Consider the following 24,662-nt stretch of genomic DNA (forward strand, 5'->3'; position numbering starts at 1 on the left):
CTCCCAATCAATAGCCCTACCAACAAGGAGCCACCCTATGAAAACCCTTGCAACCCTGCTCACCGCCAGCGCGCTGACCCTCGGCGTCACTTGCGCACAGGCCGCTGAAATCAAGATCGCGATGAACTCGGTCGACGACCCCGCCAACAGCGGCGAGGCCACCTTCGCGCATGGCTTCGCCGACGCGCTGGAAGGGACCGATTTCACCGTCGAGATTTACCCGTCGGAAACCCTCGGCAAAGAAAAAGAGCGCCTCGATCAGGTGTCCTCGGGCCTGCTCGAGATCAACCTCGCAGCCGCCTCGACCGCCTATTCGGTCTCGCCCGTGCTCAAGGGCCTGACCTTGCCGTTCTTCTTCGACAGCAACGAACAGCTCGACAAGATCATGTCCGAAGACGCGATGATGGAGAAGGCCAGCGCCCCGCTGCTCGACCTCGGCGTGCGCTTTGCCGGCATCAACTTCATCGGCACCCCGATGGGCATCCACAACGCCAAGAAGCCGATCTCGACCGTCGCCGACATGGCCGACCTGCGCTTCCGCGCCCTGAACCCCGAGCAGCTGAACCTGATGGAAGCCCTCGGCTCGAATGGCACCGTGATCGCATGGGCCGAAGTGGCCAACGCCATCCAGACCGGCGTGGCGGATGGCTATTTCAACCCGCCGAGCTCGGCCATCCGTGGCGGCCACACTGGCTTTCTGACCAACTACACCCCGGCGGACCTCTTCCCGTCGACCCGCGCCATCATGGTGTCCGATGATTGGTACAGCAGCCTGAGCGAGGAAGAGCAGGGCCAGATCGACGCCGCGCTCGAAGCCGGTCTTGAGGCCAACCGCGCATGGCTCGCCGAGTGGACCACCGAGATCGCAGAGCGTCAGGAAGAACTGGGCGTGACCATCACCCCGCTGGCCGAAGGCGAGCGCGACAAGATGATCGAGATGGCCGCACCGCTGTGGGAGACACAGGTCTCGGCCGAGGACTTCCAGCTCTGGACCGACGCCAAGGCTGCAGCCGAGTAAGCAGGAGCGTTCATGACCTCCCTGAAAAACGCAATCCTCCGGATCAGCCGGATTCTGGATTGGGCAGCCAGCGCGGTGACTCTTACCGCGCTGGTCGTGCTCGTCGGCGTGGTGCTGCTGCAGGTGGCGGCGCGCTACATCTTCCAGCAGCCCCCCTCTTGGACCGAAGAACTCGCACGCTACGCGATGATCTGGGCCGGGCTCATCGGTGCCACCATGGCCTTCAAGCGCCGCTTCGATCCGGCGCTGATGAACAGCGTCAAGAACGGGCCGCCGTGGCTGCAGACCGCTGCCGAGCTGGTTCGGTCGCTGGTGGTGTTCGTCTACCTCGCCCCGGTGCTGCTCTACTGTTTCGTCGGCCCCGGCATGAACCCGGCCCGCGGCTTCCTGCTGCGCCATACCAAGACCATGGCCGAGGCGCTGCCCTTCCACACCGTCTGGATCGCCATCGCCGTGCCGATGATGATCGTGGTGATCTTCGTCCATATCCTCGCACGGCACAGCGGCGACGACGGAGCGCCGCACCGCGCCGCTCCCGACTGAACTTCCGCTCTGTCCCCGCGGGGACAGGCGTAAAAGGAAAGACATGATGACTTATGACCTGATCCTCCGCGGCGGCCATGTTTGCGATCCGCGCTCGGGCGTGAATGGTGTTGCCGATATCGCCTTTGAGGGCGGCAAGGTGGCCGAGGTCGCGCCGCAGATCGGCACCTCCGCGGCGCGCGAAGAGGATGTCACCGGCCTGCATGTGCTGCCCGGGCTGATTGACTCGCATGTGCATGTGTCGGGCTGGATGGGCGGTGCCGCGGGTCACCGGATGCTGGCGCTGGCAGGCGTGACCACCGCGCTCGATATGGCCGGGCCGATCGACAGTGTCATGCAGATCGCCGCGCGCACCGGCACCGGCCTCACTCTGGCCTGTATCGACTACGTGCGCCCCGGCCATACCGTCGACACCACCAACCCCGAAATGCCCGAGCTTGAAGCGGCGCTGGCCCGCGCCCGCGCGTCCGGGGCGGTCGGGCTCAAGGTGCTGGGCGGGCATTTCCCTCTGACCCCCGAGGCCTCCGGCCGGGTCATCGAGCTTTGCGGGCGCGAGGGCGCACATGTGGCCTTTCACGCCGGTACTCTGGATACGCCGCAGAACCTCGACGGGCTGCGGCAGGCCTGCGAGCTTGCGGGCGGCCAGCCGCTGCATATGCCGCACGTCAACGCCTACGCGCGCGGCTTTCAGGGTCCGGCGCTGCTCGAGGCCTATGAGGCGGCGCAAATTCTGGCCCGCTATCCCAACATCTGGTCCGAGAGCTACCTCGCCCCGATCAATGGCAACTCGGCGAAATGCGCCAACGGCATTCCCGAGAGCGTCGCCACGCAGCGCAATCTGATCGCCGGTGGGTACAGCGCCGACATCAAGGGCATGGAGCAGGCGATCCTCGACGGCTGGGCGCATATCCACGTCTACGAAGGCGGTGTCACCCGCCTCGAGACCGGCGAGACCGCGGTGGCCGCGTGGCGCGAGGCCGAGACCGACATCGGCATGAGCTATTTCGTCAATCCGGCGGACACGTCGATCACCTTGGCGCTGCTGCGCCGCGAGACCGGTCGCTTCGCGATCGACGCGCTGGCGACCGACGGCGGTGGCCTGCCGCGCAATGACCTGTGCGAGCGCGGCCTCGCGCTGGTGCATCTCAACGCGCTGAGCCTTTCGGAATTCGTGCAAAAGACCTCGGCAGAACCGGCCCGCATGATGGGACTTTCGGCGCGCAAGGGGCATCTCGCTCCGGGCGCCGATGCGGATGTGACCGTCATCGACCTCGATCGGCGCCGCCCGGTGATGAGCTTTGGCGGCGGTCAGGCAATCCTGCGCGGGGGCGAGATTGTTGGCACGGGCACAACCATGGTGGTGCCGCCAGAAGGTGTTGCCGCCGCCCATGCGCTGGGGCTTGAAACGATCGTCGCGGAGCATGGAAGCTTCCGTCCGGTCCATCATGGTCAGCCGCCAAGCTGACTATATCTTGCCAAGGCCCCCGCTAGAAATCGCTTCCGCCGCCCGCGCGAATTTGTTCGGGCGGCGGAGGGGTCTTTCAGCGACCAGCGCTCTCTTCTCGGCGGATGGCGAGCGCCGGTTTTGACGGTGCCGACGCGGCAGAGCACAGGATCAGCGGAAGGATCGCGAGCAGGGCGAACACCGCTTGCAGCAGGAAGATCAGGGCGTAGGGCGGCAGCGTTCCACCGCTCGATAGGGTGAAAACTTGGCTGAGCAGTTCGAACCCTTCAAGCCCGATCTCCGTGCCGATGATGATCGTGAAGGCGAGGAAAAGCTGAGCCCCGCTCTTCGCTCCGGCAAGGCGGCTCACGGCAAAGATCGTGGCGGTGGTCGCCATGCCGCTGCCGAAACCGGTGACAACGCGCGAGACCAGAAAGATCGCATTGTCGGGGATCGGGTAGAAATTGAGAAGCAGCACGCCGGGGTAGGCAAGGTAGCTCAGCAGTCCCACCGCAGCCAATGCGATACCGGCGTAGATGAACGGCATGTGCAGGCTCCAGCGCGCGAGCGCCATGGCTGTGCCGGTGGCGGCGATGACCTGTGCAAATGCGGCCAGCGTGGCGCGGTCGTCGATCAGCGTGCTCGAACAGGAATGCCGCACCAGATAGGCGGTATCGAAAAACCCGGTCGTCGCGACGTTGAGCAGAAAGAGCGCGGCAAAAAGGCCGATCACCCGGCTTCGGCTGTCGCTGTCTTCCGGCGACGTGCTGCGAGGCTCGGCGCGCCACGTCCGTGCGAGGTACCAAAGGCTGCCAGCAAATAGGGCTGCAAGCGGTGGAACGAGCGGCGAACGTACAGTCTCGAGCGAGGTGAGGAAGGTCAGACCCTCAAACATGAGCAGCGCCAAGAACGCGGCGCGCATCAGCGGCCCAGAGATGAGGCTCGGCGCGTCCTCGGGTTCCGCCGTCTCCGGCTCCGCATAACGCCCGATCAGCAAAATCGCCCCGATGAGCAGCAGCACGACCAGCGCGAAGCCGGCAAAGAAAATGTCGAGCCCGTTGCGCGGTGCGACCACACGCACAAGCTGCGGCGTGACGAGAAACGCCAGCGGCATGGCGACGGACCAAGCGCCGGTCAGCAGTTTGTCCCAGCGTGGTCCGCCCAGCCCCGCCCAAGTCTGCGAAATCGGCGCCAGCGTCGCCAGCGCAAAACCCGCCATCGGGAACAGCACCACCACCAGCGCCACGCGCATGTCCACCGGCGGCGCAAAGCGAAACAGCGCCGCCAGACCGAGCGCCGCCGCCCCTGCCAACACGCACATCCACACCGCCAGATGTTTTGTCGGGATCCGGCGCATCAGCCATGGCGCGACCAGAAGCGACACCAGAACCGCCCCCATGAGCAGTTCCATGATCGCCGCCGTTGCCTCGACAGTGATCGACAGGAAGCTGGCGAAGCTGCCCTCGGAGACGAAGACGGTCGAGGCGATGACCGAGCGCAGCCCATTGCCGAGCAACACCAGCGGCAGCAACAGCAAAAGCCCGAACCCGTTCATGCGCCGAGATGCTCGGCCAGACGGATCGCCATGGCGGCGATGGTGAGCGAGGGCGCATTGACCGGGCAACTCACATGCGTGCTGGCTCCAAGAATGTAGAGGTTCTCATGCTGGTGGCTCTGCAGATCAGGGCGCACCACCGAGGTGCTTGGGTCAGTGCCCATGCGGGTGGTGCCGCCGATGATCGCGTTCGACAGGTACGGATCATTGGTCTGCACCTCGGGCGCACCCATGCGGGTCAGCACCTCTTTCGACACACCGGTGGCGACGTCGATCCCGGCCTGCGTGTACGCGTCGACGGTGAAAGCGATGCGCGGCTTGGGAATGCCCGCGCTGTCCATCTGATCCGACAGGGTGATGCGGTTGTCGGGGCTGCCCAGCGTCTCGGCCGAGGAGTTGAGCCGCACGTGACGCCCGATCTGGCTATCGAGCGCCTTGACCAGCGCGGCACCGCGCATTCCTTTGGCGATCAGCGCCTTCGACAGCTTGGTGGCGTCGTCGTTTCCGCTCCAGCCATTGTTCATGAAGGAGGTGCCGAAGGGGGCGTAGTCCTTGCGGAAAGCACCGTCGCGGTACTGCGTGATGCCCGAGGTCTGCTGCGGCCCGCGGTAGGGATAGACCGGGTCGCGCACCTCGCCCCAGACGTCGACATTCCATTGCGAGAGCAAATAGCGGCCCACATGGTCATTGCCGTTGGCGACGCCGTTGGGCGCGGTCTCCTGCTTCGAGTTGAGCAAAAGGCGCGGCGTCTCGATGGCGTGACAGGCGAGCACATAGGTGCTCGCGGTGACGCTCTGGGTGCTGCCGTCGGGGCGGCGAATGGTGAGGCCGCTGACCTTGCCATCCGCGCCCACCGCCACATGGGTGACCAGCGCCTGCAGTTCGATCCGCGCGCCCGCCGCCACCGCTTTGTCCATGTCGACAGAGGCGTCGTATTTGGCGGCGATGGGGCAGATCGGCACGCAGGTGTTGTTGCCGCAGCACGGCGGGCGGCCGTCGTGCACCACCGAGTTGCGGGCGTGGCTGAAGATTGCAGCCGTCAGGTCCATGGCGTCGAGCGCCTGACTCTGGATTTGCGTGTCCATGTAAGATGCCGGAATCGGCGGCATCGGATAGGGATCATCCGCCGCGCGCGGCGCGCCCCATGTGTGCGCCGGATCACCCGCAACGCCCCAGCGCTCTTCCGCCTGTCGGTAGTAGGGCAGCAGATCGTCATAGCTGATCGGCCAGTCGGCACCGCGCCCATAGAGCGTGGCGGTCTGAAAATCCTCGGGGCGGAGCCGGTCGGCGAAGCCGGTCCAGTGCCAACTGGTGCCCCCGTAGATGCGCAGGTAAGCCCCGACGAAACGCGCGGGCCCGGCCTGATCGTAGAAGGCATCGTAATCGGTATCGGTGGGGTGCGGCGCGAAGTCCTGACTCGGATATGGCGCCTGCGGGCCCTTCACCGGGTTCTCGTAGAAATCCGCGAGATATTCGCCGCGCGTCTTGCGCCCCCCGGCTTCAAGCACCAGCACGTCGCGCCCGGCTTCGGCCAGACTGCGCGACAGATGTGCGCCGCCCATGCCCGAGCCGACGATGACGATGTCGGCGGAGAGATCGGAAGGCCCGCTCATGCCGGGCTCCATGCATCGGACCAATAGCCGAAGTCCGGCCCGGCGCAGAGCCCCGGTGCCTTGCCGAAACTGAGGGACTTCCAGCCGAGCGCGTAGGGGTAGTTGATCATCTTCGCACCATCGTCCTCGGGGTCTGCGGTGCCGGTGAACAGCGCCTCAGTCAGCCATTGCAGCTGCGCCTCGCGGTCTGCATCCTCCTGCGGCTCGAGCAATGGCGCGATGCCCGCCTGCGCGGCATGGGCCGACAGCACGTCCACAGCCGCCGCGCCGAATTTCGCCTCGAAAAGCGCGGTGACACTGTCCAAAAGCTGCGGCGCGACGCTGACCGGCCCGGCGAGCGCGTAGAGGATCGAGCGGAACACGGCCCGGTCACGCCCGCTATTGAGCGACGCCGCCAGCGCGCCGCCGGGCAGCGCGGCCATGGCCGCAAGGCTGACGCCGCCGCTCAGCACGGCGCGGCGGGTCTTCGGAGCGGGGCTCATGGCGCAGAGACCACGACGAAGCCGCGCGAGCGGTTAGAGCCGCTGTCGGTCATCATCATGCCCGCGTGCAGCGTCTCGACCGTCACCCAGACCGGCGGGTATTTGTACTTGGCCACATCGAGGATCAGCACGCTGTCGGTGTCCTCGTCATAGGCTGCGACCGGCGAGATATGCCCGTCGCCTTCCTGCGGCAGCGCCTTGCGCGAGTAGTTCGCGATAAAGCGCGCGCCTTGATCCAAAAGCGTTGTTTTGATCGCCTCGCGCAACGCCTCCACCGAGGTCTCGTCGGCGAAATGGTGTTCGGCGGTCATCCCGAGGTTCTCGATGAACGTGTCGAGCTCGGCCAGCGTCAGCCCCTCATGTTCGACCATGGCGTAGGGCTTCAGCTTCTGATTGGCCTCGTTGAACAGCGTGTCCTGCGTGAACAAGGCCCACGGATAGAGCCTGTCCGGCGAAGGCCGAGAAATATCGAGAGAATTGGCCACCGCCGCCACGGTGGCGGGGCCGCAAAATGTGAGGATTTGTTCATACTCGAGATAGGAGGCGAGCGGGAAGTAATCGCGGTTTATCGAGGTCGCCAGCAGCCGGTCCTCGCCTTCGGTGCTGGTCAGATAGACGAGGTCCTCGGCCATCACCGGCCCGGCGAGGGCAAGGCCCAGCAAGGCGGCGGTCAGTTTGCGCTGAACCATTTTGCGATCTCCTCGATGTCGCTGTCGGAAAGCTCTTTGGCATAGATGCCCATGACATCTGCCATGCCGCCCTTGCGGTAGCCTGAGCGGTAGGATTTCAGCGCGCTCTGCAGGTAGTCCTCGCGCTGTCCGGCAAGGATCGGCACCCCGGCCACCAGCGGATTGCCGTCAGCGGCATGGCAGGACACGCAGGGAGAAACGCTGGCGGGCACCGCTGGGGCATCGTCGGCGAGCGCGGCGCAGGGCGCGAGCAGCGCGAGGGCCGCAAGATCAAGCCTGAATGGCAACATTGAGCATCATCCCCAAATCTTCATGTGGCAGGATGTGGCAGTGCATGACGAACCGCCCGTCGAAATCGGTGAACCGCATGCGCAGGGTGACGGTGCCTGCGGCGGGCACGGCGATCGTGTCCTGCCATTGCGGATGCGCCAGCGGCTCGCCATTGATCTTGATCACCTGCATCGGATTTACATGCACGTGGATGGGGTGCGGGAATGGCGTTGTGTTGACCAACTCCCATTCCTCGGCCTGCCCCAGCTTGGCGACGACGTCGTCGCGGTTGGGATCGAAGGGATCGCCGTTGAGGGTGAACACCGTGTCCTTGAACATGCCTTTCTCGTCGCTGACGCCGAGCACGATCTGCCGGGTCCGCACGATCTCTTCGTCGGGGATGTCGGTGAGGACCTTGTTCTTCGGCAGCGGCCCCTTCGGCAGTTCGGTGCCCATCTTCACGTCGGGCGCGATGCGATCAGTGCCGGGGGGCAGCACGATCACCTCGGCCATCAGCGCCTCGTCAATCTGTGTCTTGCCCTGCGTGAAGGCCGGACGCATCAGCATGTAGCTGCCGGGCTCGATCGCCTTCACCATCAGGTTCATTCGGTTCCCCGGCGCGATGAAGATCTCATCGGTCTGCCGCGCCTCGGGATAGGGATTGCCGTCGAAACCAATCTCGTAGAGCTCCAGCCCGTCCAGCTTCATCGGCAGGAACTGCTGGTCGCCCGCGTTCAACAGCCGCCAATGTTGCACCTCGCCAGTCCGCATGTAGATGCGCGGGTGGTATTCGCCGTTCACCAACCAATAGCGCTCGGCATCCAGCGACCAGATCGTGTCATAGCTTTCGAGGTCCTCTGCCTTGGGATCGACAACCGGGCATTGAAACACCAGCACGCGCTCGATCGCGGCGGCCACCTCGGGCACCTCGTCGAGCGTGCCCGTGACGACCATCATGCCACCGCATCCAGAGGCGACCTGCAGCGCCACCGAGCCATGGCGGTGCGGGTGGTACCAGTAGTTGCCCGCAGGGTGATCTTCCGGCAATCGCACGACGTAGTTGAAGCTCTCGCCGGGGTGAATCTGCAGATAGACGTTGTCGGAATTGCCCTTGGGGCTGACGTGGAACCCGTGGAAATGCAGGTTGGTTGTGCTGAACTCGTTCGGCGTGTTCAGGATCGCCGGCGAGGGATCGTCGTTCGGCGGCATGTCATTGTGCAGGGTGATTTCCATGTCGTCGCCCGGAGCGACGCGGAAGGTCGGGCCGGGAATCTCACCCTCGTAGAGCCGCAAGTTGGGCCGGGCGTAGGGCAATTCGATCCGGGACTGCTTCATCGTCAGATCGAGCCGGAAGCGTCCGTTTGCCGAATGGACCTCGCGTGGGTTCCTCAGGTCGCTGGCCAGCCCGAGGGGCGAGCGTGCCGGGACTTCGGTGGCCTGCCCGTCGGCGAAGGCGCGGGTCATCCCCCCCGCGCCAAGGGAAGCGACGCCTCCGACCGAAGCCACCGAAATAAGGAGCTTCCTACGCGTTAAGCCTTTTCCGTGAGTGGTGGTTGGAGCGGGTTTGGCCTGCGGCATAGGTATTCGTTCCGGTGGTATTTTGGCGAAAAGGCTCGCCTCTATTAAATACCATCTATGGGAGATTATAGGAAAAAATTGCGCGCATAGACTGTTTCTAAATGACGCCCAATCTCCGAAGCGCCCTGTCGTGCAGACTGATTTCGGACCTGCCGGCCCCGTTTTCCGCTGACGTCAGGTAGCGCTCAATGCGGGCTTAGGAGCGCTTTACAGCGATCAAGCGTGCACCAATGCGAGCAAAGCAGCCGGTGGGCACGCAGCAGTTCCGGCAGCGCAATTGCCAAAAGGCAAGCGCCCGCCAGCGAAAGACGCCAAAGTCCCATGACGTCGAAGAGCAAAGCGCCTCCGATACCTCCCAGCGTGAAGGCTGACAGCCTCAGTCGGGGGCTTTGCACTCGCCCGACCCCCCCGGCGTCCGCCAGCCCGACGCCGGAAAGCAGAGCGAAATCAATGCTGTTCAAGGAAGCATAAGCTAGCCTTCTTGGGCGGTGCTTACACCAAGGCGTTTGGGATGCAGCACGACACGCGCGTTCATCGGAACCTGATCGTAGAGCAGGGTGATCTGGTCGTTTATGAGGCCCGCACAACCGTTCGAGACAGCCCGCCCGATGGTTCCCGGATCATCCGTCCCGTGAATTCGCAAGAAGGTGTCGCCGCGCTCAGGGGTGAAGAGATAGAGCGCGCGGGCGCCAAGGGGATTGCCGGGACCCCCAGGCATACCGCCATCGGCGTATTTCTGATATTTTTCGGGTTCGCGCTCGATCATGCCGGGCGTCGGCGTCCAAGAAGGCCACTCTTTCTTGGCACCAACGAAGTATTCTCCCGGCTCATAGAGCCCGTCGCGACCGACGCGGATGGCATAGATCCACGCTTGCCCATCGGGAAGCGACCAGAAGAGCCGGTACGCGTCCGGATACACATGAACTTCGTTGGCTGGCAGCGGGGTCGTCAACCGAACGAGTTGCGGTTGTATCACGCTGGGGGCCGGAGCGGTGGTCTGTGCGCGCAGCAGTGCGGGCATCGCGAGGCCTGCTGCTGAGGCGAGGCCGAGCGTCAGGGTTCTACGCCGCGTCATAAAAGCATTCATGGATATTCCTTTCTGTCACCGGCCCAACGTCGATTAGCCAGAGTTGACTATTGGGGTTAACTTAACTGGCGCTTAGGCATGGCGAGGCGTCGGAGTTTAGCCACGCGCACAGTTACCTCCGTTCAAACATTGCCGGAGCCGCAGTTACTTGCGTGCTCCCATCAGGAAACGGAATGTGTGCGATGATGGCAGAGTTCCATCATTTGGGCGTGATACCGAAATAGCGTGGTGTTCCGGCACCAAAGTCTGAATGGCGTGTGTCCGCTGTACGTCCCGCAGATGAGCCCTGTCTCGGGTCCGCTCGGGCTTCGGTGTCATAGCTTCTTTTCGCCGAACTGGTCGCGCCATGGAAATCTTTCGCGCAGCGGCGATCCCATTCATGACTCCTAGAAGCATTCAGGGCATATAAGAGTGAAAATGGGTCAAGAGACATGATCGACATACAGCCCCTCGCTATCCTGCGCGAAATCGACCGGACCGGCAGCCTTACTGAAGCCGCGGACCGTCTGCATTTAACCCAGTCAGCGGTCAGTCATGCCATTCGCCGGTTCGAAGAGCGGCACGGCGTGAAGCTCTGGGAGCGAGAGGGTCGCAAACTGCGTCTCACCCCGACGGGGGAGTATCTGCTTGGGCTGGCGGCGCGGGTTTTGCCTCAGCTCGAACACGGGGCCACCGTTCTGGAGGACTATGCGCGCGGTCGGCGGGGCGCGATCCGGGTCGGGATGGAGTGCCACCCCTGTCAGGATTGGCTGATGCGGATCGTTGACCCATTTCTGGCGAAATGGCCGGATGTCGATCTCGACGTGACCTCCGCTTTCCAATTCGGCGGGCTGGCGGCGTTGCTGGGGCATGAGATCGACCTGCTGGTCACGCCGGACCCTGTAGAGCGCCCGGGTCTCGAATACAGGCCTGTTTTCAATTACGAACTGGTTCTCGCGGTGGCCGAGGACCACCCGCTTGCCCGCAAACGGCAGGTCGTGCCGGGCGATCTGGCACGCGAGACGCTAATCACCTATCCGGTCGCCCGCGAACGGCTCGACATCTACACCCGGTTCTTGGTTCCAGCCCATGCACTGCCGCGTCGGCACCGCACGGTTGAGACCACCGATCTGATGCTTCGACTGGTCGCCTCGGGACGGGCCGTCAGCGCGACGCCGGATTGGCTGCTGCGTGATGCCACGGGCGTGACCGGTGTGCGCCTCGGAGAGGGCATCCCCAAGTCGATCCATTTGGGCTATCGGACCGGTGAATCCCAGAGCCACCTTCAGGGCTTCATTCAACTGGCAGAGACCGCTCAGGTCTGATCCCAAGGTTGTGGAACTACCTGCCTTAAGCAGAACCGCAGCGTTTTTCGCGAATTTTCCGGCATGACCTCGTGTCATGAAAGTCGGAGAAGAAGTCATTTTTGTTCATGTGTCTGTCGCTCCATACAAGCGGCACCTCTGGCATCGCAGGGCAGCGCGCCTGCCGCGGTGCGCATCATGAACAATGACCGGACAGCGACCCATCATGCCCGAACCCTCTGCCTTCAAGATCACGAGCCTTCGGTTCGACGAAGACTACATCCCCGCCGACAGCACGCGGCTGACGACCAATTTTGCCAACCTCGCACGCGGCGCGAACCGCCGGCAGAACCTGAAAAACGCGCTGCGCATGATCGACAATCGGTTCAACGACCTCGCGCATTGGGACAATCCCGCGGGTGATCGCTACGCCGTCGAGCTCGACATCATCTCGGTCGATCTGGATGTGGACGGCACAGGCCAAGCCTTCCCGGTGATCGAGGTACTGAAGACCACGATACATGACAGGCAGACCGACACGCGCATCGACGGCCTCGTGGGCAACAACTTCTCGTCCTACCTGCGGGACTATGATTTCAGCGTCGTCTTGCCCGCGCATCGCAAGGCGCAGGACGGCATCAGCGTGCCGGATGATTTCGGCAAGTTGCATGGAAATATCTTCCGGGCCTTCGTCGCCTCGGAGGCGTTCAGGGGGCAGTTCCGCAAGCCGCCGGTGATCTGCATCAGTGTGTCCGAGAGCAAGACCTATCGCCGGAGCGCCAACACCCATCCCGTTCTTGGCGTCGAGTATGAGCCGAGCGGTGCATCGCTGACAGAGCAGTACTTCCGCAAGATGGGCATGCAGGTGCGGTATTTCATGCCGCCCCGAAGCGTCGCGCCGCTGGCCTTCTATTTCATCGGCGATCTGCTGAACGACTACACCAACCTCGAACTCATCGGCACGATCAGCACGATGGAGGCCTTTCAGAAGATCTACCGCCCCGAGATCTACAACGCGAATTCAGAGGCCGGTCACTGCTACAGTCCCAGCCTGAAGCACCGGGATTTCTCGCCCACCCGCGTCATCTACGACCGCGAGGAACGCGCCCGACTGGCGACCGAGCAAGGCAGGTTCGCCGAAGAGCATTTCATCAAGCCCCACCTCGCCCGTTTGGGCGAGTGGTCTGCTCAATCCGCCGTTTGACCAATTCAGTTACTGCACGAGACACACCCCAATGACCAAACTACTCCCCACCTCCACCGCTGGCAGCCTGCCGAAACCCTCTTGGCTGGCCGAGCCGGAAAAGCTCTGGTCGCCTTGGAAGCTTGCGGGGGAGGATCTTGCGCAGGCCAAACGCGATGCCCTGCGTGTGACCCTTGGCGAACAGCTTGGCGCTGGCATCGATATCGTCAGTGACGGCGAACAGACCCGTCAGCATTTCGTCACCACCTTCATTGAAGGTCTCGATGGCGTCGATTTCGAAAAGCGCGAGACCGTGCGGATCCGGAACCGCTATGATGCCAGCGTCCCTACGGTGGTCAGCGCCGTGTCACGGTCCCGGTCTGTCTTTGTCGAGGACGCCAAATTCCTGCGGGCACAGACCGATGCGCCGATCAAATGGGCGCTGCCCGGCCCTATGACGATGATCGACACGCTCTATGACGCCCATTACCGCAGCCGCGAGAAACTGGCCTGGGAATTCGCCACGCTGCTGAACGAAGAGGCGAAGGAACTCGAGGCTGCTGGGGTCGACATCATTCAGTTCGACGAGCCGGCCTTCAATGTCTTCTTTGAAGAGGTCAATGATTGGGGGATGGCGACGCTGGAGCGGGCCATGCAGGGCTTGAAGTGTCAGAAAGCGGTCCATGTCTGCTATGGCTACGGAATTAAGGCGAACACAGATTGGAAGGCGACCCTCGGCTCTGAATGGCGGCAATACGAGATGATCTTCCCGGCCATTCAGGCCTCAGGCGTCGATCTGGTTTCGCTGGAATGCCACAACTCCCACGTTCCGCTCGAGCTTCTGGAACTGCTGCGCGGCAAGAAGATCATGGTCGGCGCGATTGATGTGGCCACCCCCAAGATCGAGGCGCCCGAGGAGGTCGCGAACACTCTGCGCAACGCGCTGCAATTCGTGGATGCGGACAAGCTTTATCCCTGCACCAACTGCGGGATGACGCCGCTGTCGCGGCACGTCGCGCGTGGCAAGCTCGAGGCATTGAGCGCGGGCGCAGAAATTGTCCGTCAGGAACTGGCTGGCTGAGTTTCATGATGACCACTGCAAACACCCCGCGCCTGGCAGCGCGCCCTGCCCTCAAGGGGTCCCCTTGTTCAAAACCCGCCCGGATCGGGCACAGCGACCTCTCAAACGAGCAGTTTCTGCACCGCTATTTTCACCGTGGTGGTTGAAATGCTGCACTGCAGCATTCATGTAAGTGGGGATCAAACGAAACCCAAGAGGAGGACCTCATGACTGCTCAGAACGAATTCGCCAAGATGTTCGGCGCGATCCCCAACCTGTGTAACCCGGATCTGGCAAAGGGCGGGATGGCGTCGGTTGCCGAGTACAACTCGAAGATCGGTGATGTCGCGCTCGAAGCCGCCGAGAAGTCGAACGAGGTGATGGCGGACACGACCAAGAAAGCGCTTGGCAATATGCGCGATCTCGCCGCCGCGCGCGACCCTTCGGCATATGGCCAGGCTTTCGCGGGCTTTATGCAGGCGCAAATGGAACTCGCCCAGAGCACGACCGCGGCGCTCTTCGAAGTCGCGCAAGGTGCGGGAGAGCAGATGGGGTCTGTGTCCGCTGGCGCAGCTGAAAAGGCAGAGGCGACGGTGAATAAGACCACGAACGCAGCCTCAAAGCGCAAGACGGCTTCTGCAACTGCCTGAAGCCGTTTGACGATACGAATTGAAAGGGCACGTTCGCTTGGAACGTGCCCTTTGCTTTTGTGAGGCGTCTCGGCATTTGTTGCTAGAAATCCGACCTCAGGCGCGGACCCCAAATCTGTCAATGAGACAGGAACTGGGTATCCTCGTCGACAGTGGGGGCGTCGCTGAAGTCGGCCTCGTCAGGGATGCGGCCAAAGGCGATTTTTGCACCGACATAGCCGCCGAGGATCTCCTCCTGAGCGCCAAAGGACAGGGCCTTCGCCCCATGCGTTTGGCGCAGACTGTCCATCAGATCGCTGACCTTTTCCCATTTCTCCCGAGAAATGTCGTCCGCGCCCTCATCCAGCGCACCGCCGAAAAGGTCTCCGGTGATGTCGGCATCGGTGACAAGGCCGTGCAGCATGACGCTGACCGCGTGCGGGGAAAACCTCAGGGATCGACGCGCCTCGCCCAATCCTTTGGAAAGGGCGCGCGTGAAGGTTCGGTCGTCCCGCGCAGCCGGGAATGTGTCGCGCCAGCTCCACTGCGCGTCCTCAGGACCACGCCCGCTCCGAAATCCCAAGGTCAACTCCGTGGCGCGCAGGTTGTCGCGCCGCAAGCGCCGGGCGGCACTAAGAAGGAGCTGCCGGGCGCAGGCCTCCACTTTTTCGGGCGTTCGCGCGTCCCGCGGCAGCACACGACCGTGGCCATACATGCTCTTCTTCGTCTCGGGGCGCTCGGCGTGAACGCCGTGGAATTCGTTCCAGAACCGCTCGCCCTCGACGTTGCCCCAGATCTGCCGCGCCCGTTTTGGCGCAAGCCGCCACAGCCCGCCGATGTCGCGGACGCCAGCGGCGGCAAGGCGCGCGCCAATGCCTTTCGAGATGCCGGGTAGGTCATATAAATCGAGGTGAGACAGGCAATCTGGCAGTCTCTGCGCCTCGATCAGGGCGAAGCCGTCGGGCTTGTTCATCTCTGCGCCGACCTTGGCGAGCAACTCTGTCGGTGCCATGCCGATGGAGCAGGTGAGCGCAGGGCTGAAAGCCTGTGCGAGCGCAGCCTTGATGCGCTCTGCAAGCGCCCTGCCCTGCGCGGCTTCGCTGGGCGAAAGGTGGCAGACCACCTCGTCGATCGACCTCACGTGCGCCACCGGGAGGATGCTGCCGATGACCTCGAGGATGCGCTTGTGCAGCCGAACGTAGGCGTCATGCCGCGCGATCACAAAGACCATATCAGGGATCACCGCGCGCGCGGCGCGGACCGATGCGCCAGATCTCACGCCCCGCGCCTTGGCCTCGCGGCTGACGGCGATGCAACTGGTATGCGGCGAGTCCAGTGGAACAACACCCAAGGGGCGGCCCCGCAGGTCGGCGTTGAAATGTTGTTCAGCCGAGGCGAAGAAGCTGTCGAAGTCGAGATAGAGGCGTTCGACCTTCGGCTGCCCCCTCATCCCGATCGCCTCTCCATCCGTCATCTCTGCTGCCTTTCACCGCGCGGTCATGACCCTATGTCGGATGTTCACCGCATCGGTTCAATGGCTGGCGCGCGCGTCTTAGGGGAATTGGAACTTCTTCGCAGAGAGGGCCGTGTCGCGTAAACGCTCTCCGTTCCCTCAGGGGGCATGGGATCTCGTTCGGGGCTTCGGCTTTCGCCCGGACGGGGACGGTCGAGGCACCTAGTCCGAAAATGGCTCCGGCAGTGTGAACAGATCGATGAAGCGGTCTGCCAGCCCGCGGTTTCCGCAGATCGCGACGCCCGCGTCTTCGGGCGAGACGCCGCCATAGAACATGGCGGCAAGCGCGGGGCCGCTATCCGCCTCGAAATGCAGATCCCATTTGTCCGTCTCACCGCGCGTAACCGGCAGAGCCCCGTTTTCGAGGCGCGCGGTAAATCGGGCTGATCCGATCGCGAATACCGCAGTCACCACGAGGCCCTCTGCGGCCCCGGCGTCGAACATGGTGCGCAGCGAAAGCATGAAGGACACCGGCGACAGCGGCAGGGTCGGGTCATGCAGCGGCGAGGCCGCGGCCCAACGGCCGAGTTCCTGGATGATCGGCTCGGCGGCGTAGCCCCAGCGCGTCAGGCCGTAAAGCTGCGCAGGCGCGGGCTCGGGCGCCGTCTGGCGCCGCAGCACACCGCTGGCCTCCAGCCCCGCCAGCCGCTCGGTCAGCACCTTGGCGCTGATCCCCGGCAGAGCTACGCGCAGGTCAGAGAAGCGGTGCGGCCCGAACATGAGCTCGCGCACGATCAGCAGGGCCCAGCGTTCGCCAAGGATCTCCAGCCCAAAGGCGGTGCCGCAGGCGTCCGCATACCATCTGCCGTGCGGGCTTTTCCGCTCATTGGTTTCTTTTAGTAACTTCATGGTTGCTATTTGTAACCTCACAGCCCTAGCCTGTCCACATCAGACTCAGCTTAGGGAGGAAGCCCGATGTCACAGATGATCTTCATCAACCTGCCAGTTGCCGACCTTGATCGCGCCAAGCAGTTCTACGAGGCGATCGGGTTCCGCAACGATCCGCGGTTCACCAACGACAAGGCCGCGGCGATGACCCTGTCGGAGACGATCCACGTGATGCTGCTCACCCATGAGTTCTGGGCGACCTTCACCGACAAACGGCGCGTCGATGCCCAAACTGAAGCGCAGGTTCTGCTCTGCATCAGCCGCGAGAGCGCAGAGGCTGTGGATGCGATCACCGAGGCTGCGGGGCGGGCTGGTGGCACGCTCGATCCCTGCCCGAAGCAGGATCACGGCTTCATGTACGGACGCAGTTTCGCCGATCCCGATGGGCACATCTGGGAGCCGATGTGGATGAGTGCCGAAGCCATTGCCGAGGGCCCGGCCGCCATGTCCGAAGCGGACTGACCACCAAAGCGCAGGGAGGGCCATGCGGCCCAACCCGCGCCAACGCATAACGATAGAGATGCAAATTGGAGCCCAGAGATGCCCAACCATCATGGCGATTTCATCTGGTATGAGCTGATGAGCCGCGAGCCGGACGCCTCCGAGGCGTTCTATGCCGGTCTCCTCGGCTGGTCCTTCGAACCGGCGGGCCCCGGCGGAGACATGGACTACCGCCTGTTTTCCAAGGACGGGCCACCGGCGGGTGGACTGCTCAAACTGCCCGCAGAAGCCTGTGACGCCGGGGCGCAGACCATGTGGGCCGGCTATATCGGCGTCGACAACGTGGATGCCTCGGTGCAGCAGATGGCAGACCGCGGCAGCCGGGTGATCATGGAGCCGACCACCCTGCAAGGCGTCGGACGGATGGCCCTGCTGCACGACCCGCAGGGCGCGCCGATTTACCTCATGCGCGGAACTTCGGATGAGCCAAGCCAAGCCTTCGCGCAAGACGCCCCGCGAGAGGGCCATTGCGCTTGGAATGAGCTGCGTACGTCCGATCCCTCGGCGGCGCTCGAGATCTATGCGGCCTGCTTCGGCTGGGAGAAAACCGACAGCATGGACATGGGTCCAGCCGGATCCTACGACATGCTCCGGAACCCGCCGCATGCGTCGCTCCTCGGTGCAGTGATGTCCTCTGGCGACATGCCGCCCCAGTGGCTCTTCTATTTCCGCGTCGCCGACATCGACAAAGCCGCCGCCTACATTGATCACAATGGCGGCGAGATGCTGATGGGCCCGCAGGAGATTCCGGGTGGGGAATATATCTTGAACGCCCGAGATCCGCAGGGCGCGGTGCTGGCCCTCATCGGCAAACGGGTGGCGTGACGCGCCGGTGTGGCGCTCTGCGTCATTGAGCAAACGCCAAGCCCCATGCGTGCACGTGAGCGCGACGCGCTGCGCTGCGCTCGACCGCGATGGCCCAGTTTTCGAACCCTGCCATCAACAGACACGGCAACATCCGGCCACTGGCAATTGCGGCCATTGCTTTTGGCCAGAGAGCTGGGTCAAGAAGGGTGCGAGAGAGCCGTGTGAAACGCTCCCTTTTCCGTGAGTACCCTTGGTCAGAGATGTCTCGATGAGTGCCCAGCAGTTCGCCCTACCGCGCATCACCCTACGAGGCTCGCTCTATGCGTTCGTCCTCATCACCATGCTGATCGTCGGCGTCGGCGCGGCGCTGTTTTTCAGATCCCGCTCCGAAGCGATCCTGAATCAGAACCTCGATCAAGCTGTGAGGGTGCGAACCACATCGGCGGCACAGAACATGGCCCGCTCGCTCTTTGCGGACTGGCAGGCCCTCGGGTTTCTCGCGCAGGCGGCGTCGGGACGGGACAGGGAGGCCATTCGCGACCTGATGAACGGGGTGCGTGGCGATGGCAGCCGGATTTCCTGGATCGGTTACGCGAATACGGACGGCGAGGTGATAGAGGCCGCGGACGGCATGCTCGTGGGGCAAGATGTCAGCGCTCGGCCCTGGTTCATCGCCGGACTTGAGGGCGGCTACGCAGGGAGTGTCCATGAAGCAGTTCTTCTCGCTAACCTGCTGCGCAATGAAAGTGGCGTGCCGCCTCAGTTCATCGACCTTGCCCAACCGGTGAAGAATGAAGACGGCGATACCATCGGCGTTGTTGCGATGCACATCGACGCGGGGTGGATGGCGCGGCTGCTAAAGGAAACTGCCGATGACCTCAGGATGGGCCTGCTGCTCTTCGATGCATCTGGAAAGCTCATCCTGTCCTCCACCCAGATCGAGGGGAGCGTGGGGGAGCATCTGCAAAGCGCAGTCCAAATGGGAACCGCGGATGCGTCACAGGAGGTCTGGGGCGACGGGACACGTTACTTCTCCAGCCTCGTACCGCGCATCTCTTACGAAAATCTTCCCAATTTCGGCTGGCGTCTGGCTGGCCGGATCGATGCGGGCAGCGTGGGATCGACAACGGATTATCTGCGCTCTGCTGTCCTGACCGCACTTGCGGCTGCCGTTGGCCTGCTGCTTTTGGCAACCTTCGTCTACGCCCGCCTCTTCCTTGCGCCATTGACCGCGCTGGGGGCCAGCGCCGCACGCATTGCGGAAGGGTCGGGGGAGTATCCCATCGAAGTCGCCTCCACCCGCGAAGGCGCACAAATCGCCGCGGCGGTAGCGCGGCTGCAGAACGGGCCCGGGCAGAGGTCCTGACGGTCGGCTCACCCCCCTGACGCTTGCGCCCGAAATGGGCGTCGGCTCACGCTTTGTCGACTATCGCCACGCTATCCGCGTCGCAATCCTCGCATAATTGTTGGGGACACAATCCCAATTGTCCCACCGCATTGATCTGCCCTGAAAGTCATCCCGGCAGATATGCAGTTTTCGCTACGTAAATGCGGAAATGCGGGGTAGACTGCGGCGAGTGCATTTTCACCGACCATTACTTAGCGAGTGACATTTTTGGAGAGGAATCCATCGTGAAACTGTTTTCGAAGTCTCCGGAGGAGACCGTTTCAGAGCAACCCGTTCAGACACCCCCACCTATAGAGACAAGCCCGCCGACTGAGACGGGCCAGCCCGAGATCGACGCAGCGAGCGCGCCGCTGGATGCCGAGGGCACCGCGGCCCCGCAAGGCCAGTTCTTTCTTCCCGGCCCCGCGCCCAAGACCGTTGAAGAGACCGGGCTTTCCGAGAGCTTTCTGATCAACCACCTGTGCAAGGTCCTGCACGCGGGCGGCACGCTCACCCCGGCGCAGATCGCCGAAGTGGTGAAACTGCCCAAGCTGGTCTGCCGCCAGCTCATCAAGCAGATGAGCACGCTGATGCTGGTCGAGGCGCAGGGGCTCGACAGCGCCGACATCAAGTCCGACATCCGCTACACGCTGACCGATCTTGGCAAGGCATGGGCGCTGGATGCGCTCAACGTGTCGCAATATATCGGGCCCGCGCCGGTGACGCTCGAGGCGTTCGAGGCGCAAATCCGGCGGCAGTCGATCAGCCACGAAGAGATCCACCGCACCGAGCTTGACAGCGCGCTGTCGCATCTGGTGATCCCGAATATTCTCAAGGCGCAGCTTGGGCCTGCGGCCAACTCCGGGCGCTCGATGCTGCTTTACGGCGAGCCGGGCAACGGCAAGACCTCGCTCGCCGAGGCGCTGGGGATGTCGTTTCGCGACGTGGTGAGCTTTCCCTATGCCATCCTCGTCGGCCATCAGATCATTCGCTTTTACGACGAGACGCTGCACCAGACCGCGGATCTGCCCGAAGATCAGCCGCGCTCGGATCTGCGCTGGGTGCCCTGCCATCGCCCGGTGGTGATCGCGGGCGGCGAGCTGATGCTGCATATGCTGGATCTCTCCTTCGAGCATACGGCGCGCTTCTATGAGGCGCCAATGCATCTCAAGGCGCTTGGCGGGGTCTTCGTTCTCGACGACTTCGGCAGGCAGGCAGAGCCGCCGCAGGCCTATCTCAACCGCTGGATCGTGCCGCTGGAGAAAGGCTTCGACATCCTGTCGCTGCACACCGGCAAGAAGTTCGGCGTGCCCTTCGATCAGCTGGTGGTCTTCTCGTCGAACATGCTGCCAGAGGAGATGGGGGACGACGCCGCGCTGCGCCGGATCTACTTCAAGATCCACGTCCCCTCGCCGACCAAGGAAGACTACCTTCAGATCTTCCGCGACACCTGCGACAGCCTGCAGATCGCATGGCAGCCAGAGGTGATGGAGGTCTTCTTTAACCGCAAATACGAGGAGGCGGGCTTTGTCACCTCGGGCGCGCATCCCGGCTTTCTGATGCGGCACATCCTTGCCGCCTGCCGCTATCTCGACCGCGAACCGGAACTGTCGCTCGAGCTTTTGGAACTGGCTTGGCGCAACGTCGCGGCGAGCAAGCGGCGCGATCGGCGCTGAGGGCAAATGTCTCAAATGGAAACGCCGGGCCTTCCGCCCGGCGTTTTTCGTTTGCGATGACCTATTGTGCAAGTCTATCCGATCAGGGCCGCTGACCTATCATGCCATTGCCGTGTCGATCTCATGTCGATCTCGGCAGGCGCCCTTTTACGATGGTGTGAGCCCGGTGAGGATCTCGATCACGGTCATGGTGATCGGCACCAGAACGATGATCAGGCTGACCGGGAACATGAAGAGCGCCATCGGGAACAGCATCTTCACCGGCAGCGCATTGGCCTTTTCCTCGGCCTTCACGATGCGCATCTGACGCATTTCCCGCGCAAAGCTGCGCAGCGTGCGGCTGACGCTCGAGCCCAGTTCCTCGGATTGGCGGAACAGCACCGCAAGAGTGCGTGCCTCTTCGATCTGAACCCGGTCCGAAAAGTTGTAGAGCGCTTCATGCATGGGCCGCCCGGCGCGGATCTCGAGGTTCACGATCGACAGTTGCACACCGAAATCGGGAACGGTCTGCAGAAACTCGCGCGTCACCCGGTCCACCGCCGCGTCGATGCTGAGCCCGGCGTCGACGCAGACCAGCAGCAGGTCCATGAAATCGGGGAAGATCTTGCGGAACTCGCGCATCCGCTTCTTGGCTATCCGTTCGAGGACCACCGAGGCGAGGATGAACACCAGCGCCGCGGCCAGCGCCGCGAAGATCAGCAAGGTCACCCGGCTGGCGCTTGGCACGAATTTCTGCAGCGTCACCTGCAGCGCGACAAAGGCGACCAATGCGGCGAGCATGCGGATCAGGTTGAACTTCGCGACCGCGCTTTTCGAGAAGAAGCCCGCCTGAACGAGACGCATCTCGAGGCTGTCCTTCTTCTTGGTCTTCACCACGTCGAGATAGTAGCGCAGCCGCTCGTTGCCGGTGCCGAGAAGCTCGTCGATCTCGGTGTCGCTGCGACGCCGCCGCCGCGAGCTTTCGATATTGCGCTCGACGTCGCGTCTTTGTGTCAGGGCGTTCAGGATCGCGAATGTGGCGATCAGCACCGCGGTGAAAATGGCCGCCAGAACCAGATACTCATTCATCGTCTTACCTCCGCGGCGTGACGCCTCAGAAATCGAAATTGACCAGCTTGCGCAGGATCACCATGCCAATCCCCATCAGCACCAGACAGACCGTCACCACGATGGGGCCATGGCCGCTCTCCCAGACAGGGTCGAAATAGTCGGGCACCAGCGTGCGGATCATGCTGAACAGGAAGAAGGGGAACAGCAGCATGATCCACGAGGTGATGCGTCCCTCCGCCGAGATCGCCTTGATCTTGGCCCGGATCATCAGGCGGTCGCGGATCATCTGCGCGAGGTTCTCGAGGATCTCCGACAGATTGCCGCCGGTGCCGCGCTGAACGCTCACCGTCACCGCCAGCAGGTTGAGCTCATCCGCACCGACCCGGTCGATCATGTTGAGCATCGCCTGATCGAGGTCCGAGCCAAAGGTCATCTGATCGCTGAGGATGCCGAACTCCGAGCCGATGGGATCGGGCATCTCTCGGGCCACCAGCGCCAGCGCCGCGTTGAGCGGATGCCCGGCGTTGAGGCTGCGCACGATGATGTCGATGGCAGGCGCAAGCTGGCTGGTGAATTTCTTGATCCGCGCCGCGCGCTTGCGATAGAGCAGCAGCCCGCTGACCACCACGGTAAGCACGAAGGCGAGGCCCAGATCGACCGCCAGCCCGATGCTGAGGAACAGGTGAACCGCCATATAGCAAAGGGCATAGATGCCGAGCAGCCAAAGGATGCGCCGCGGGGTGGTCATCTCGAGCCCGGACTGCGCGTAGAAACTGCGCAGCGCCTGCAGCAGCGAGGCGTTCGCCCCCTGCTTGGCCGATCCGCGGCGCAGCAGCAGTTCGGTATGGGCCGCCTCCGCGCCCGACTTCAGCTTCAGCGCTTCCAGCCGGTTGCGCACTTCAAGGGCGTTGCGGCGAATGCCGAAGACGACGCGCAGCACCGTGTCGGCAAGGATCAGCACCGCAACGAAGACCAACCCGTAGATGACGATAGGAGCGTTCAGCATCTCACAGCTCCTTTGACGGATCGAAATGATCGGAGTTCAGCTTGAGCCCCATCGACTGCAGATCCTCAAGGAAGCGCGGACGGATGCCGGTGGCCCGGAAACTGCCAAGCACCTTGCCGTGCTCGTCGACGCCGGTGCGCTTGAAGGCCATGATCTCTTGCAGCTGTACCACGTCGCCCTCCATGCCGGTGATCTCGGCAATCGAGGTAACGCGGCGGGTGCCGTCGCGCAGACGCTCAAGCTGCACGATGAGATCAATCGCCGAGGTGATCTGCGAGCGGATGCTGGTCTGGCTCATCGGCATGCCCGCCATGCCCACCATCTGCTCCATACGGGCTATGGCGTCGCGCGGGTTGTTGGCGTGGATCGTGGACATCGAGCCTTCGTGGCCGGTGTTCATCGCCTGCAGCATGTCGAAAGCCTCGCCGCCGCGCACCTCGCCGATGATGATCCGGTCCGGGCGCATCCGCAGCGCGTTCTTCACAAGGTCGCGCTGCAGGATCTCGTTGCGCCCATCCACCGTCGGCGGGCGCGTCTCGAGACGCACGACGTGGGGCTGCTGCAGCTGCAGTTCTGCCGCGTCCTCGATGGTCACCAGACGTTCGTCATGGGGGATAAAGGACGACAGCGCGTTGAGCATCGTGGTCTTGCCCGAGCCCGTGCCGCCCGAGACGACGATGGACACTTTGCCCTCGACCGCCGCGGCGAGCAGCGCCGCCATGCCCGGCGCAAGCGCGTTGTTGTCCACCAGCCGGTCGAGCGAATAGGGCCGCTTGGCAAACTTGCGGATCGAGACCTGCGGCCCGTCCACCGCCACCGGGCGGATCGCCACGTTGACGCGCGAGCCATCGGCTAGGCGCGCATCCACCAGCGGCGAGGATTCATCCACCCGCCGCCCCACCGAGGCGACGATCTTGTTGATAATGCGCAGCAGGTGGTCTTCGTCCTTGAAGCGGATTTTGACCTGTTCGAGCTTGCCGAAACGTTCGACGAACACCGTGCCCGCCCCGACGATGAGGATATCGCTGATCGTGTCGTCATCCAGCAGCGGCTCGATCGGACCAAGCCCGAGCATCTCGTCGCCGATGCTGACGATGAGCGCGTCAAGCTCCGAGGCACTGAGCGGGAAGTTGTGCTCTTTGGCGTAGCTGCGCACCAGCGGGCGCAGTTCCTCGTGGATCTCGTCCTCTTCCATCGTGTCGAGGATCGACAGGTTGATCTTGTCGATCAGGAACCGGTGCAGCGTGACCCGCTCGTTGACGAAATCCGGCGCCTCATATTGCGCAACCGCGGGTTTGGCTGGCGCCAACGCCTCGGGCGCCTTGAGTTCCACCACCTCGGCCGATGTCGCCACCGGCGCTTCGGGCTGAGCCTTTCTGAAAAACCGTCCTGCCATGACC

The 24,662-nt window shown here is 63.3% G+C and carries 23 protein-coding genes; 11 read left to right on the forward strand and 12 right to left on the reverse strand.

The genetic code is table 11. The annotated features are described in order from the left end of the window. Nucleotides 1-37 precede the first annotated feature (37 nt). Genes AYJ57_RS25030 through AYJ57_RS25040 form a run of 3 tightly spaced genes read left to right on the forward strand, consistent with a single transcriptional unit; the run spans nucleotide 38 to nucleotide 3,026 of the window. Complete coding sequence (locus AYJ57_RS25030) at nucleotides 38-1,018, forward strand: TRAP transporter substrate-binding protein (protein ID WP_066112340.1); 981 nt, start codon at nucleotides 38-40, stop codon at nucleotides 1,016-1,018. A gap of 12 nt (nucleotides 1,019-1,030) precedes the next feature. Beyond that, nucleotides 1,031-1,561, forward strand: coding sequence for a TRAP transporter small permease (locus AYJ57_RS25035; protein ID WP_066112343.1), 531 nt, complete (start codon nucleotides 1,031-1,033; stop codon nucleotides 1,559-1,561). A 43-nt stretch (nucleotides 1,562-1,604) separates the two neighbouring features. Further along, on the forward strand, nucleotides 1,605-3,026 hold the full coding sequence (locus AYJ57_RS25040; RefSeq protein ID WP_083191552.1) for an amidohydrolase family protein: 1,422 nt from the start codon (nucleotides 1,605-1,607) through the stop codon (nucleotides 3,024-3,026). A 76-nt stretch (nucleotides 3,027-3,102) separates the two neighbouring features. Here AYJ57_RS25040 and AYJ57_RS25045 read toward each other — a convergent pair whose 3' ends face one another. The 7 genes from AYJ57_RS25045 to AYJ57_RS25075 form a co-directional block, all read right to left on the reverse strand. Then, the gene (locus tag AYJ57_RS25045; protein ID WP_066112346.1) at nucleotides 3,103-4,560 is read right to left on the reverse strand and encodes a hypothetical protein; all 1,458 of its coding nucleotides are present in this window, start codon (nucleotides 4,558-4,560) and stop codon (nucleotides 3,103-3,105) included. Further along, nucleotides 4,557-6,173: a GMC oxidoreductase gene (locus tag AYJ57_RS25050; RefSeq protein WP_066112482.1), complete on the reverse strand. Its 1,617-nt coding sequence runs from the start codon at nucleotides 6,171-6,173 to the stop codon at nucleotides 4,557-4,559. The genes AYJ57_RS25045 and AYJ57_RS25050 overlap by 4 nt, the downstream gene beginning before the upstream one ends. Continuing rightward, entirely contained in the window at nucleotides 6,170-6,655 is a 486-nt protein-coding gene (locus tag AYJ57_RS25055) for a sugar dehydrogenase complex small subunit (RefSeq protein ID WP_157374404.1), read from the reverse strand. Before AYJ57_RS25055 ends, AYJ57_RS25050 begins: the two co-directional genes overlap by 4 nt. Then, complete coding sequence (locus tag AYJ57_RS25060; protein WP_066112352.1) at nucleotides 6,652-7,344, reverse strand: phytochelatin synthase family protein; 693 nt, start codon at nucleotides 7,342-7,344, stop codon at nucleotides 6,652-6,654. Before AYJ57_RS25060 ends, AYJ57_RS25055 begins: the two co-directional genes overlap by 4 nt. After that, a complete protein-coding gene (locus AYJ57_RS25065) occupies nucleotides 7,326-7,634 on the reverse strand; it encodes a c-type cytochrome (protein ID WP_066112355.1) in 309 nt (102 codons plus the stop codon). Before AYJ57_RS25065 ends, AYJ57_RS25060 begins: the two co-directional genes overlap by 19 nt. Then, on the reverse strand, nucleotides 7,615-9,078 hold the full coding sequence (locus AYJ57_RS25070; RefSeq protein WP_066112358.1) for a multicopper oxidase family protein: 1,464 nt from the start codon (nucleotides 9,076-9,078) through the stop codon (nucleotides 7,615-7,617). Before AYJ57_RS25070 ends, AYJ57_RS25065 begins: the two co-directional genes overlap by 20 nt. Nucleotides 9,079-9,664: 586 nt before the next feature. Further along, nucleotides 9,665-10,279 carry a L,D-transpeptidase gene (locus AYJ57_RS25075; protein WP_237220293.1) on the reverse strand — a complete coding sequence of 205 codons (615 nt, stop codon included), beginning with the start codon at nucleotides 10,277-10,279 and terminating at the stop codon, nucleotides 9,665-9,667. A 431-nt stretch (nucleotides 10,280-10,710) separates the two neighbouring features. Here AYJ57_RS25075 and AYJ57_RS25080 point away from each other — a divergent pair, with 431 nt between their 5' ends. The 4 genes from AYJ57_RS25080 to AYJ57_RS25095 all read left to right on the forward strand — a co-directional run bounded on the left by AYJ57_RS25080 (nucleotide 10,711) and on the right by AYJ57_RS25095 (nucleotide 14,455). Beyond that, nucleotides 10,711-11,583 (forward strand): LysR family transcriptional regulator, encoded by an 873-nt coding sequence (locus AYJ57_RS25080; protein ID WP_066112361.1) that lies wholly within the window; start codon nucleotides 10,711-10,713, stop codon nucleotides 11,581-11,583. A gap of 205 nt (nucleotides 11,584-11,788) precedes the next feature. Continuing rightward, entirely contained in the window at nucleotides 11,789-12,766 is a 978-nt protein-coding gene (locus AYJ57_RS25085) for a DUF1852 domain-containing protein (protein ID WP_066112364.1), read from the forward strand. Between the two features lie 31 nt (nucleotides 12,767-12,797). Next, nucleotides 12,798-13,826 carry a methionine synthase gene (locus tag AYJ57_RS25090; protein WP_066112368.1) on the forward strand — a complete coding sequence of 343 codons (1,029 nt, stop codon included), beginning with the start codon at nucleotides 12,798-12,800 and terminating at the stop codon, nucleotides 13,824-13,826. A gap of 233 nt (nucleotides 13,827-14,059) precedes the next feature. Beyond that, nucleotides 14,060-14,455: a hypothetical protein gene (locus tag AYJ57_RS25095; protein WP_193789578.1), complete on the forward strand. Its 396-nt coding sequence runs from the start codon at nucleotides 14,060-14,062 to the stop codon at nucleotides 14,453-14,455. A 118-nt stretch (nucleotides 14,456-14,573) separates the two neighbouring features. Here AYJ57_RS25095 and AYJ57_RS25100 read toward each other — a convergent pair whose 3' ends face one another. Further along, nucleotides 14,574-15,908 (reverse strand): Y-family DNA polymerase, encoded by a 1,335-nt coding sequence (locus AYJ57_RS25100; RefSeq protein ID WP_237220294.1) that lies wholly within the window; start codon nucleotides 15,906-15,908, stop codon nucleotides 14,574-14,576. A gap of 201 nt (nucleotides 15,909-16,109) precedes the next feature. Continuing rightward, entirely contained in the window at nucleotides 16,110-16,796 is a 687-nt protein-coding gene (locus AYJ57_RS25105) for a winged helix-turn-helix transcriptional regulator (RefSeq protein WP_066112373.1), read from the reverse strand. A gap of 66 nt (nucleotides 16,797-16,862) precedes the next feature. On the opposite strand from AYJ57_RS25105, the gene AYJ57_RS25110 reads away from it, so the two are divergent. The 4 genes from AYJ57_RS25110 to AYJ57_RS25125 all read left to right on the forward strand — a co-directional run bounded on the left by AYJ57_RS25110 (nucleotide 16,863) and on the right by AYJ57_RS25125 (nucleotide 21,206). Further along, nucleotides 16,863-17,297, forward strand: coding sequence for a VOC family protein (locus AYJ57_RS25110; RefSeq protein ID WP_066112378.1), 435 nt, complete (start codon nucleotides 16,863-16,865; stop codon nucleotides 17,295-17,297). 78 nt (nucleotides 17,298-17,375) lie between these two features. After that, a complete protein-coding gene (locus AYJ57_RS25115; protein ID WP_066112381.1) occupies nucleotides 17,376-18,161 on the forward strand; it encodes a VOC family protein in 786 nt (261 codons plus the stop codon). 250 nt (nucleotides 18,162-18,411) lie between these two features. Continuing rightward, complete coding sequence (locus tag AYJ57_RS25120; protein WP_066112384.1) at nucleotides 18,412-19,509, forward strand: cache domain-containing protein; 1,098 nt, start codon at nucleotides 18,412-18,414, stop codon at nucleotides 19,507-19,509. 266 nt (nucleotides 19,510-19,775) lie between these two features. Further along, nucleotides 19,776-21,206: a hypothetical protein gene (locus AYJ57_RS25125; protein WP_083191553.1), complete on the forward strand. Its 1,431-nt coding sequence runs from the start codon at nucleotides 19,776-19,778 to the stop codon at nucleotides 21,204-21,206. Between the two features lie 147 nt (nucleotides 21,207-21,353). Here AYJ57_RS25125 and AYJ57_RS25130 read toward each other — a convergent pair whose 3' ends face one another. The 3 genes from AYJ57_RS25130 to AYJ57_RS25140 are packed head-to-tail and all read right to left on the reverse strand — an operon-like array spanning nucleotide 21,354 to nucleotide 24,658. After that, entirely contained in the window at nucleotides 21,354-22,274 is a 921-nt protein-coding gene (locus AYJ57_RS25130) for a type II secretion system F family protein (protein ID WP_066112387.1), read from the reverse strand. Between the two features lie 25 nt (nucleotides 22,275-22,299). After that, nucleotides 22,300-23,262 (reverse strand): type II secretion system F family protein, encoded by a 963-nt coding sequence (locus tag AYJ57_RS25135; protein WP_066112389.1) that lies wholly within the window; start codon nucleotides 23,260-23,262, stop codon nucleotides 22,300-22,302. Between the two features lies 1 nt (nucleotide 23,263). Continuing rightward, nucleotides 23,264-24,658, reverse strand: coding sequence for a CpaF family protein (locus AYJ57_RS25140; RefSeq protein ID WP_066112392.1), 1,395 nt, complete (start codon nucleotides 24,656-24,658; stop codon nucleotides 23,264-23,266). Between the last annotated feature and the right edge of the window lie 4 nt (nucleotides 24,659-24,662).

Source organism: Salipiger sp. CCB-MM3 (assembly GCF_001687105.1).
GTDB lineage: Bacteria > Pseudomonadota > Alphaproteobacteria > Rhodobacterales > Rhodobacteraceae > Salipiger.